At 71.8% G+C, this 9,556-nt stretch carries 11 protein-coding genes; 5 read left to right on the top strand and 6 right to left on the bottom strand.

All coding sequences use genetic code 11. The annotated features are described in order from the left end of the window. Positions 1-239 precede the first annotated feature (239 nt). Positions 240-920: an alpha/beta fold hydrolase gene (locus tag CA984_RS39570; RefSeq protein WP_242676427.1), complete on the bottom strand. Its 681-nt coding sequence runs from the start codon at positions 918-920 to the stop codon at positions 240-242. Between the two features lie 60 nt (positions 921-980). Further along, positions 981-1,346: a YybH family protein gene (locus CA984_RS39565; RefSeq protein WP_031165324.1), complete on the bottom strand. Its 366-nt coding sequence runs from the start codon at positions 1,344-1,346 to the stop codon at positions 981-983. 189 nt (positions 1,347-1,535) lie between these two features. Here CA984_RS39565 and CA984_RS39560 point away from each other — a divergent pair, with 189 nt between their 5' ends. Then, entirely contained in the window at positions 1,536-2,447 is a 912-nt protein-coding gene (locus CA984_RS39560; protein ID WP_086578495.1) for a diacylglycerol/lipid kinase family protein, read from the top strand. A 123-nt stretch (positions 2,448-2,570) separates the two neighbouring features. Here CA984_RS39560 and CA984_RS39555 read toward each other — a convergent pair whose 3' ends face one another. The 3 genes from CA984_RS39555 to CA984_RS39545 are packed head-to-tail and all read right to left on the bottom strand — an operon-like array spanning position 2,571 to position 4,762. After that, positions 2,571-3,389, bottom strand: coding sequence for a MerR family transcriptional regulator (locus CA984_RS39555; RefSeq protein WP_086578494.1), 819 nt, complete (start codon positions 3,387-3,389; stop codon positions 2,571-2,573). A gap of 36 nt (positions 3,390-3,425) precedes the next feature. Then, a complete protein-coding gene (locus CA984_RS39550) occupies positions 3,426-3,938 on the bottom strand; it encodes a DUF1990 family protein (protein ID WP_086578493.1) in 513 nt (170 codons plus the stop codon). Between the two features lie 8 nt (positions 3,939-3,946). Next, positions 3,947-4,762, bottom strand: a complete 816-nt coding sequence (locus CA984_RS39545; protein ID WP_086578492.1) for a YndJ family protein — start codon at positions 4,760-4,762, stop codon at positions 3,947-3,949. Positions 4,763-4,935: 173 nt separating this feature from the next. On the opposite strand from CA984_RS39545, the gene CA984_RS39540 reads away from it, so the two are divergent. From CA984_RS39540 to CA984_RS39525, 4 genes are all read left to right on the top strand, one after another. Beyond that, positions 4,936-5,565 carry a TetR/AcrR family transcriptional regulator gene (locus CA984_RS39540; protein ID WP_086578491.1) on the top strand — a complete coding sequence of 210 codons (630 nt, stop codon included), beginning with the start codon at positions 4,936-4,938 and terminating at the stop codon, positions 5,563-5,565. 145 nt (positions 5,566-5,710) lie between these two features. Beyond that, positions 5,711-6,451 carry an SAM-dependent methyltransferase gene (locus tag CA984_RS39535; protein WP_165781592.1) on the top strand — a complete coding sequence of 247 codons (741 nt, stop codon included), beginning with the start codon at positions 5,711-5,713 and terminating at the stop codon, positions 6,449-6,451. Positions 6,452-6,511: 60 nt separating this feature from the next. Next, entirely contained in the window at positions 6,512-7,303 is a 792-nt protein-coding gene (locus CA984_RS39530) for an SDR family oxidoreductase (RefSeq protein ID WP_086578489.1), read from the top strand. Continuing rightward, positions 7,303-8,136: an SCO6745 family protein gene (locus tag CA984_RS39525; RefSeq protein WP_086578488.1), complete on the top strand. Its 834-nt coding sequence runs from the start codon at positions 7,303-7,305 to the stop codon at positions 8,134-8,136. The genes CA984_RS39530 and CA984_RS39525 overlap by 1 nt, the downstream gene beginning before the upstream one ends. Positions 8,137-8,225: 89 nt before the next feature. On the opposite strand, the gene CA984_RS39520 is transcribed toward CA984_RS39525, so the two are convergent. Continuing rightward, complete coding sequence (locus tag CA984_RS39520; RefSeq protein WP_086578487.1) at positions 8,226-9,473, bottom strand: serpin family protein; 1,248 nt, start codon at positions 9,471-9,473, stop codon at positions 8,226-8,228. Positions 9,474-9,556: the final 83 nt, after the last annotated feature.

The following is a 9,556-nucleotide window of genomic DNA, read 5'->3' as shown; positions in this document are numbered from 1 at the left end:
GGGGGTGGGTGAACGGCTCATTCTGGGTCACACCGCGTAAYGGCAGCATGAGTTCCCTTTCGTCCGGCGTGTTCCCTTGCGACGGCTGTCGCGCACACCAGATGTGACGCTTACGGTACAAATTGCGTTTACCGTTCCAGGCCGAGCAGTTGGCAGGGCTGACCGGCCTGATCGCGGCCGCCGTCGCTGCAGCGCTTCAACGCCGTGGCAGGGCTCCCGGCCCGGAGCCTTGGCGGTGATCAGCCGGGTTGGACGGCCTCAAGGAGGATCTCCAGCAGGTTGTCCGGCGCGTCCCGCATGAGGTTGTGCTTGCTGTCCAGCGCGTGCGTCGTCCACAGCGGGTCGTCACGCAACCGCTGGTAGACGGGAGTGAACGGCGACTCGCCGTCCCACCCCGCCGCGTACACGTAGTCCCTGCGCCGGAACCGCGCGAGGTCGCCGGTGAGCCGGATCGGCTGGAGCAGCGAGGCGAGCGGATGGGGCGTGGCCCGTGAATCGAAGAACGGCAGCGGCCGCACCGAATGGCCGGTCTCCGTCACGTCCATATACCATTTCCGTTCCTGGTCGGAGACCAGGGTCCAGCAGGAATCGCCGTTCTGCGGCACGACGGCGTCCAGGTACACCAAGGAGTCCACCCGCTCCGGCACGCGGTCCGCGACCCCGGTCGTCACCATCCCCCCGTAGCTGTGGCCGACCAGCACCGCGTCCTCGATCTCCTCGGCCGCCAGCACGCCGGCCACATCCTGGATATGCGTCTCGAGGTTCACTCCCGCGTTCAGCAGGTGGCTGCGCTCGCTGAGCCCGGTCAACGTAACTGGGTACACGCGGTGACCGCGGAGCCGTAGCCGCTCGGTGAGCGGCTCGTATGTCCAGCCGCCATGGCACATGCCGGGAACGAGAACGAAGGTGGCCACAATCATGCTCCTCATGTCGGTTGTCGGCGTCATCACCGCCGTCTTCCACGGCGGCGGCGGGGTGCTTCAGCGGGCCGGAGGGACGAACTCGGGCTGGTCGAGCAGGCGGAGCCAGCTCCCGTCGGGCTGGCGCCGGACGACCTGCGCGCGGGCGCCGGACCCGTCCTTCGGCGGGGTCGAGGTGAGGGCGATGTCGCCGCTCACCAGCGTCGGCAGCGGCTGTTCCGGCTCGAAGCGGGGACGGTTGGCGAGCACCTTCTCCCACAGCGCGCGGATCGCCTCCCGGCCCACGGTCTGGCCGCCGGGCGGGTAGGCCATTACCGCGTCCTGTTCGTAGAGCGCGGCGACTCCGGCCGCGTCGCCGGCGTTGGACCGCTCGACGAACAGGCGGGTGATGTCTTCGGGCCGCATGGCCTTCTCGTACTCCGGCATGGCTTCCTCCTGGGATCGGACTTGAGCACCTCCCACCCTGGCCGTCCGGCAACCAGAAGTCCAACAGATGAATCTGCTGGAATCTAGAAGCTTCAGTTATGGAACAGTGGCGGGCGCGGCCCGACGTTTGCGGCTGGTGCGCGGGGGCAGCCGAGACAGTGCCCAAGGCGGTGCTAAAGGAGGGTTTCCATGCTGCGGGAGAAGCAGAGAACCGGCACGGTCGCGGTGATCGCCCATCAGAAGAAGTCGCTCGGGGGTGGGCTGGACGAGCTGCGCAGGCTCCTCGCCGACGAGAAGCCCGGCAAGCTGCTCTGGTACGAGGTGCCCAAGAGCAAGAAGGCTCCGAAGCAGGCGCGCAAGGCGCTCAAGGAAGGCGCCGATCTGGTGCTGGTCTGGGGCGGGGACGGCATGGTGCAGCGCTGCGTGGACGCGCTGGCCGGCTCCGGCGTGACCGTGGGCATCATCCCCGCCGGGACGGCGAACCTCCTCGCGCAGAACCTCGGCATTCCCGAGGACCTCCCCGAGGCCGTGCGGATCGCCTTCCACGGCGAGAGCCGGAAGCTCGACCTGGGAAAGGTCAACGGCGAGCACTTCGCCGTCATGGCGGGACTCGGCTTCGACGCTGAGATGATCAAGGATGCCGACCGGGGGCTGAAGGACAAGCTGGGCCGGGCGGCGTATGTGTGGACCGGGCTGCGGCACGTCCGGGGAGAGCTCGTCCGGATGGAGGTCAAGCTCGACGGGGTGAAGTGGTTCGAGGGGGAGGCGAGCTGCCTGCTGCTGGGCAACGTCGGGACCATCACCGGCGGCATCGAGGCCTTCGACGACGCGCGCCCTGACGACGGGTGGCTGGAGATCGGCGTCACCACGGCGAAGGGGCCGATCCAGTGGGCCCGCGTGCTCGGCCAGATGAGCGCCGGGCGGTCGGACGAGTCCCCCTTCGTCCGGATGACCCGGGCGCGCAAGATCAGCGTCAAGCTGGGCGCGCCGATGACCTACGAGCTGGACGGCGGCGCCAAGGACTCCGTCACCCGGCTCAAGGCCAAGGTCGTGCCCGGCGGCATCACCGTCCGCGTCCCCGTGCCGGGGCCGAACGCCTGACCGTCCCCGTCCTCGTCCCCGTCCCCGTCCCCGTGCCCGGGGCCGGGGCCGGGGCCGGACGCCTGACCGGCGGCACCGCCTCCGTCCTCCTGGGCGGTGCCGGCGGTCATGTGGAGTCCGTACCTAGACGGTGCTGACGGTCATCTGGAGCTCGGTGACCCACCGGTCCCGGTCGTCGGGGCATTCGATGCTGACCTCCCGGGCCAGCCCGACGCTGCGGTAGCCGTGCTCCTCGACCCAGTGGGCCAGTGTCTGGAACGTGGTGCCGACCTGGTCCATCGAGCCCCGGTGGATGATCGTGGCGGCCGTCTCGACCGCCGGCAGGTCCACGATCGCGAAGTCGTGCGCCTCGGACGCCTCCGCCGTCACCTCGACCCCGGCGTGCACGACCACCCTGCCGTCCGCCTCCGGCTCGTAGCAGGCGATGCCGTATCCCGACGGTGTCACCCCGGCCCGGTCGAGCCGCTGGAACAGCTCGCCGTACAGGGGCTGGATGACGGGTCCGATGTCCTCGCTCTCGTAGCTCCCCGCGATGGCGGTGAGCTCGGCCACGCGGGTCGGGGGGATCCGCTTGAGGATGACCTCTTCGGTATGCATGCGCCCTTCTCTCTCGATCGTCCGGAGCCTCGCCTCGACCCGGAGCAGCCGCGCGGTGTCCGCCGTGATCCGCTCCTCCAGCTCCGCGCGGCGCAGCCGTACCATCCCCTGCAGCTCGGCCGTGCTCACCCGCTCGTCGAGGATCGACCGCACCTGTTGCAGGGTGAAGCCGAGATCCTTCAGCGCGATGATGCGGTTGAGCCGTGAGAGCTGGCTCGCCTGGTAGAAGCGGTAACCGCTGGCCGGGTCGACGTGGGCGGGCTGCAGCAGCCCGAGCGCGTCATAGTGGCGCAGCATGCGTACCGACACCAGGCCGAGCTGGGCGAAGTCTCCGATACTGAACATGGTCCTTCATGGATAGGGGCTCACACGGTGTCAGGGTCAACCCAGCTTGCCGGCGTAGGCCCGGGCGAACGCCTGCTGCGCCAGGACGCTGGCCGGTCCGGCCAGGCGGGTGTACCACCGTCCGGGACGGGTGAACGCGCGGACGGTGAACCACACCCGTCCGTCCCCGGCCCGTTCGAGAAGGAAACTCTCCTCTCCGCTCGCGGGATGTCCCGGCAGCGTGCCGTAGGCGAATCCGGCCCGGTCGTCCTCCTCGCGCACCCACACCACCCGGCACGGCATGAGTATCCGCAACGGCCCGGCGCCGAGCCCGCAGACCACGGTCACCCCGGGTGCGGCCCGGGGCGCGGACGCGACCGGGCGGAGCCCGAGCCGGGCGTGCACCCGCCAGGTGAGCAGGGACTCGGCGGCACGGCCGAAGCTCAGCTCCGGCCCGAGGCGTCGCCGGTAGCGCAGGGCCCGGTAGCCCGGCGGGACCGTTCCGGTACGGCTCGCGCCGACGTCCGGATAGGAGAACTCCGCGTCGAGGTAACGCTCCAGAAGATCCATCTCGCTCCTCACAGGGGTTGGGGGCGCAGCCGGAGCCGGGCCCCGATCGCGCACAGGGCGAATCCGAAGGCGTTCAACAGGCCGTGGGTGGCGACCATCCAGCTCACCGGCGGCCTGGGCAGGCCCGCCGCCTCACCCAGCGCCCAGCTCAGGGCCAGCACCATGGACACCGCCAGGACCAGTGAGGAAACGCCGAGGAGGAGACGGGTCGGGCGGTCGTGACCGCCCCGCCGTACCTCGGTGAGAGTCAGCAGGCCGACCAGCCACATACCCGCGGTGAGCACCACCGCACCGGCCAGCTCGAACCAGTCGCCGACGAAGTAGCCGGCCAGGACCAGCATCGTGCCGCCGGGCACGCTGAGCGCCGCCGTCCGGGCGAGCGGGCCGTCTCCGGCCGCGCGGCAGGTCAGGCCCGCCACCAGCGCCGCGGCGAAACCGGCGAAGTGGAAGTGGGCGACGGTCAGGGCGAGGATGCCGGTGGAGAAACCCCACAGCGGGTGCCCCAGGCGTTCGGCGACCAGGGCGGTCGCGGCGATGGCGGGGGTGACCAGCGCGGTGAGAACGGCGATCTCGCGGGGGAGCGGGGAGCGTCGCGCCCGCAGGCGGAGCGGGGCCTGCAGCGCGAGCCAGACGGTCATGAGCGCGTAGGCCACGGCCAGGGCGCCGGCCCAGACGCCGCGGTCCAGCCACAGCGAGATCGCGCCCGGCACGGCCCCCACCCACCACAGGCGGAGCAGGAGGCCCGGCACCTGGAGGAGCCGCAGTCCGGCCGGGACCACCCCGAGCATTCCGGCCGTCAAAATCACGTTGAGCAGGAGGCGCATGAGGACCTCTCATGTTCTGAACGCGTTCAGAAACCTGACGGCATCAAGGTAACAGCCGGGTAGATCCCTCTCCCGGGGGCCCCTCCCCGGCGCGGGCCCGCCGAACGGCGGCTGCCAATCATGTAGGTGAATGACGGAGATCATCTAGCTGATTGATGTCGTATGGTCAGGACATGTCCACAGATCAGGAGCGCCCCGCACCGCGCAGGGCGGCCACCCCGGAGGAGCGAGGCAGGGCCGCCGAGCAGACCCGCGAGCGGATCCTGCGGGCGGCCGTCGAGGAGTTCGGCGCCAAGGGATACGCCGGAGCGCGTACGGCGGGCATCGCCGCGCGGGCCGGGGTCAACCAGCAGCTGATCTCCTACCATTTCGGCGGCAAGCAAGGGCTGCTGGACGAGCTGCGCCGCCGCCGGCACGAGGAGCGGTCCGTGCTCACGCCTCCCGGCTCCACCTTCGGGGAGTCGCTGGCGGCCTATCTCGACGCCACCCTCGACCGGCCCGACTGGGCCAGGCTGGTGATCTGGCAGGCGCTCGGCGACGGTCCGGGCGACAGTCGCGAGGCGGCCGAACGGCAGCGCGCCGGGCTGCGCGAGGGGGTGGAGGCGATCCGGCGCCGGCAGGCCGACGGCGAGCTCACCACCGCCGTCCAGCCGGAGTTCATCGCCCTCGTCTCGCACGTGCTGACGTTCGCCCCGGTGGCGACGCCGCAGTTCGTGGCGGGCGTCCTCGACGTCGAGCCCTGTTCGGAGGACTATCGCGAGTGGGTCGGCGAGCAGCTCGCCGCCCTGCTCCGCCCTGCATGACCTGCTAACCCGTACAACCCGGATGACCCGCATGCCCTGGACGGCCGGACCGCTCACCGCGACGGCCCGCCGCCGTCCGCCGGGCCTGTCGCGCCGGTGGAAAACCGGTTGGCCGGAGACATCGCGGCAGGAAAGCATGGCCACCATGTCACTTCGCCTCCACGAGATCGCCGAGAGCGGTCATCGCATCCTCAACCCGTTCACCGAAGAGAAGCTGGCGCTGCTCGGAGAGGTCGCCCGGCTCAGGCCGGGCATGCGCCAGCTCGACCTGGCGTGCGGAAAGGCGGAGCTGCTCTGCCAGTGGTCCCTGCGCCACGGGATCGAGGGCGTCGGAGTCGACATCAGCGAGATCTTCCTGAGCGCTGCCCGGGAGCGGGCGCGTGAGCTCGGGGTCGGCGACCGGCTCCGCTTCGAGCGGGGAGACGCGGGGGCCTACCGGGCGGAGCCGGAGGCGTTCGACGTCGTGTCCTGCATCGGGGCGTCCTGGATCGGGGGCGGGCTGGAGGGAACGGTCGAGCTGATGCTCCCCGCGCTCAAGGAGGGCGGGATCCTCCTCGTCGGCGAGCCGTACTGGATCTCCATGCCGCCGGAGGAGGCATACGAGGTGCTGGGCTTCGGCGCGGAGGCGTTCAGCTCGCTGGCCGGGACCTTCGACCGGTTCGAGGCGGCCGGGGTCGAGGTGCTGGAGATGGTCCTCGCCGACCAGGACAGCTGGGACCGTTACGTGGCGGCCCAGTGGTGGACGTTGAGCGATTGGATCCGCGACAATCCCGCGGATCCCGACGTCGAGGAGGCGCGCGAGTTCCTGGAGCGCGCCCGCCGCTCGCATGTGGAGTACGGCAGGCGGCACCTCGGCTGGGGCGTCTTCGTGCTGCGCCGCCGTTGACTGCTACTGACGGGTAAGCATAGGTTCCCAGATACCGACTGGTCGGTTAAGGGAGCTTCTATGCGGGTGCGGGACAAGGTCGTCGTGGTGACCGGGGCCGCCGGCGGGATCGGGCGGGCGATGGCCCTGCGCTTCGCCGCCGAGGGCGCGGCCGGGGTGGTGGTCGCCGACCTCGACGAGGTGGGCGCGACGCAGGTGGCCAAGGAGATCGGCGACCGGGCGGTGGCCGTACGGGCCGACGTGTCCGTCGAGGACGACGTCCGCGGCCTGGTCACCACCGCGGAGAGCGCCTTCGGGCCGATCGGCCTGTTCTGCTCCAACGCCGGGATCATCACCGGTCACGGGCTGGACGCCACCGACATGGAGTGGACCAGGACCATCGCGGTCAACGTCCTGGCCCACGTCTACGCGGCGCGGGCCGTCGTGCCCGGCATGGTCGGGCGCGGCGAGGGCTACCTGCTCAACACCTGCTCGGCGGCCGGACTGGTGAGCTGCCCCGGCGACGCCCCCTACGCGGTGACCAAGTCGGCCGCCATCTCCTTCGCCGAGTGGGTGGCCATCCACTACGCGACCAAGGGCGTGAAGGTCAGCGTGCTCTGCCCGCAGGGCGTGCGCACCGGCATGTTCGAGCAGGGGATCGCCGAGGACCATCTCACCGCCAGGGCGGTGGGCGCCTCCGGCGCCATCCTCGATCCCGGCGCGGTGGCCGGCGCGGTGGTCGAGGGCCTGGAGGCCGAACGGTTCCACATCTTCCCGCACCCCGAGGTCGCCGAGTTCGTCCGGCGCAAGGCCGACGACCCTGACCGCTGGCTGGCCGGGATGGCCCGTTTCGTCGATTCCCTGGAGGCGTGATGACCGACGTCCGGCTGGCCAGGCAGTCCTGGCGCCGCCTGGAGCCCGTCCACGGAATGATCTATTTCGTGCCCGAGGCCGCCGAGCGCTACGCCGCGCTCGGTCTGGAGCCCCAGGCGGGTTACTTCGCCTCCCGCGGAGCGGCCTTCGGGACCGCCTCGCCCGAGCTGGTCATCGCGACCTTCTACAACTTCTGCCCCACCCTGGTACGGCGGGCGCTCCCGGCCGCCTGGGACGTCACGACCCCCGAGAAGGTGATCGAGGCCCGCCTCGACGCCGCCGGCGCGGCCCTGCGCCGGGCGGGCATCCACGAGATCCCGGTCCTCTCCGAGACGACGGCGCTGGCCAGACGCGCCGCGGAGCGGGCCGTCGGACACCTGCAGGGCCGCCCGCTGCTCGCCGCGCACGCCGCGCTGCCCTGGCCGGACGACCCGCTGCTGGAGCTCTGGCACGCCCAGACCCTGCTGCGCGAGTTCCGGGGTGACGGTCATGTCGCGGCCCTGACGGCCGAGGGGATCGGCGGGCTGGACGCGCTGATCCTGCACGGCGCGACCGGGCAGATGCCCACGGCCTTTCTGAAGGTCAGCCGGGGCTGGCCGGAGGAGGAGTGGGCGGCGGCCGAGGAGGCGCTGCGCGGGCGCGGGCTGCTGGACGGCGACGAGCTCACCGAGGAGGGCGGCGCGCTGCGGAAGCGGATCGAGGACCGCACCGACGAGCTGGCCCTCCCCGCCTACGCCGCGCTCTCGGACGACGAGCTCGCCCGGCTGGCCGAGCTGGCCCGGGTCTTCGGCCGGGCCGTGGTCGACGCGGGCCTGCTCACGTTCTCCCTGTGAGATCGGCCCCGGCAACCGGTCCGGGGCGCCTTCTCCGGCCCCGGGAGCGGCCCCCGGCGACCGGGCCGGTCCGGCGGCTCCGCCGGTGATCAGTCCTCGGCGGTCGGGTCGGCGACCTGGCCGACGAACAGCGGGGTCAGCGTCGGCCGGTGGACGATCGCGAAGGCGAACGGATGGTCGGCGCGGATCTCGGTCTCGGGCGAGCCCATGTCCGCTATGGCGAAGGCGAGGCCGGTGACGGCGGCGGCCTCGGTGCCCCACTCGTCCACGGTGATGGTGGCGCGGTGCGTCGCCTGGCCGAGGAACGCGCCGTCGGCGATGCCGGAGTAGTCGGAGCCGTCCAGGCCGAGCTCCCGCAGAGGCTCCTGCAGGCTCAGGGCCGTGGAGAAGTCCCACCGGGGCATGGCGACCGTGACCGGGGTCTCCCTGAGCCCGGCGGCCACCTCCGCCATCACGGCCGGGGCGAGCAGCCCGGCGGGGGACCCGCCCGCCTGCGGCAGGAGGACCCACATGGCCAGGTCGCCCTTGGCGTAGCGAAGCTCGACGGCCTGCCAGCCCGCCCCGGAGGCGTAGCCGAAGGTCCCCACCTGGCGCATCAGGGTCGTCCGCACGGCCGTCCCGTCGGCGCGGGTGAAGGCGGCGTTCTCCTCCGGCGGGTCGGTGAACGCCGTCGCCCACTCGCCTCTGAAGTAGACGGCGTTGGCGATGACCAGCCGGGTCCTCGGGTCCAGCTGGTCGAACATCTTCTTGATCCGCCCGGCGGTCTGCCTGTCCGCCCACGCGTCGATGACTCCGGCGGCGTCCCCGGTGAAGTCCACCTGCTGTACGCCAGCGCCGTACTGCGCGGCGAGCGTGCGCAGGAACTCCGGCCTGACGCTCAGCCCCTCCTGGGTGAACAGCCCGCTGGCCACGCCGACGATCGGCGCGGCCGGCTCGCTCTCCTGCGCGTCCCGCCTGACGTCCGGGGTGGGCGCGGGCGGCGGGCCGTCGAGCGTGACGATCTGCCGGGTGAGGGCGTTGAAGGAGGTGTGCGGCCCCTGTACGGGGAAGCCGAAGACCTCGTCCAGCTCCGGTCCCGTCCTGCCGCCCGCGCCCGCCCTGGCCATGCCGTAGGCGTGGCCGATGCTCAGCGGGGACAGGACGGCGTTGGCGCCGGGACTGGCGGTCGCCGTGAGCAGGGCGTGGCCGAACGCGGTCAGCCCGCGCACGGTCTCCTCGACCGGGGGCTCCACCGGGGTCTCCCGCCCCACCCCCTTGGCGGTGATCACGCGGGCCTGCGGCGTGCCGCAGGCGGCGAGGGCGGCGACGGCCAGCAGGGCGGTGAACAGACGGCGCATGCCTCTGACACGTATGCCGCCGACGGGCGGTTCACCCCGGCGTTCCGCGGGAGGCGAAGTAACCCGCCTGGGGCTCCAGACCG

Source organism: Streptosporangium minutum (assembly GCF_002149035.1).
GTDB classification, from domain to species: domain Bacteria; phylum Actinomycetota; class Actinomycetes; order Streptosporangiales; family Streptosporangiaceae; genus Streptosporangium; species Streptosporangium minutum.
Note: the sequence above shows the minus strand (reverse complement) of the source record. Positions and strands in the feature narration are given on the sequence as shown.

Coding starts and splice junctions, on each gene's coding strand:
- CA984_RS39530 (WP_086578489.1), top strand. CDS start 6,512: ATGCGGGTGCGGGACAAGGTCGTCGTGGTGACCGGGGCCGCCGGCGGG.
- CA984_RS39570 (WP_242676427.1), bottom strand. CDS start 920: ATGATTGTGGCCACCTTCGTTCTCGTTCCCGGCATGTGCCATGGCGGC.
- CA984_RS39535 (WP_165781592.1), top strand. CDS start 5,711: ATGTCACTTCGCCTCCACGAGATCGCCGAGAGCGGTCATCGCATCCTC.
- CA984_RS39560 (WP_086578495.1), top strand. CDS start 1,536: ATGCTGCGGGAGAAGCAGAGAACCGGCACGGTCGCGGTGATCGCCCAT.
- CA984_RS39540 (WP_086578491.1), top strand. CDS start 4,936: ATGTCCACAGATCAGGAGCGCCCCGCACCGCGCAGGGCGGCCACCCCG.
- CA984_RS39545 (WP_086578492.1), bottom strand. CDS start 4,762: ATGCGCCTCCTGCTCAACGTGATTTTGACGGCCGGAATGCTCGGGGTG.
- CA984_RS39520 (WP_086578487.1), bottom strand. CDS start 9,473: ATGCGCCGTCTGTTCACCGCCCTGCTGGCCGTCGCCGCCCTCGCCGCC.
- CA984_RS39555 (WP_086578494.1), bottom strand. CDS start 3,389: ATGTTCAGTATCGGAGACTTCGCCCAGCTCGGCCTGGTGTCGGTACGC.
- CA984_RS39565 (WP_031165324.1), bottom strand. CDS start 1,346: ATGCCGGAGTACGAGAAGGCCATGCGGCCCGAAGACATCACCCGCCTG.
- CA984_RS39550 (WP_086578493.1), bottom strand. CDS start 3,938: ATGGATCTTCTGGAGCGTTACCTCGACGCGGAGTTCTCCTATCCGGAC.
- CA984_RS39525 (WP_086578488.1), top strand. CDS start 7,303: ATGACCGACGTCCGGCTGGCCAGGCAGTCCTGGCGCCGCCTGGAGCCC.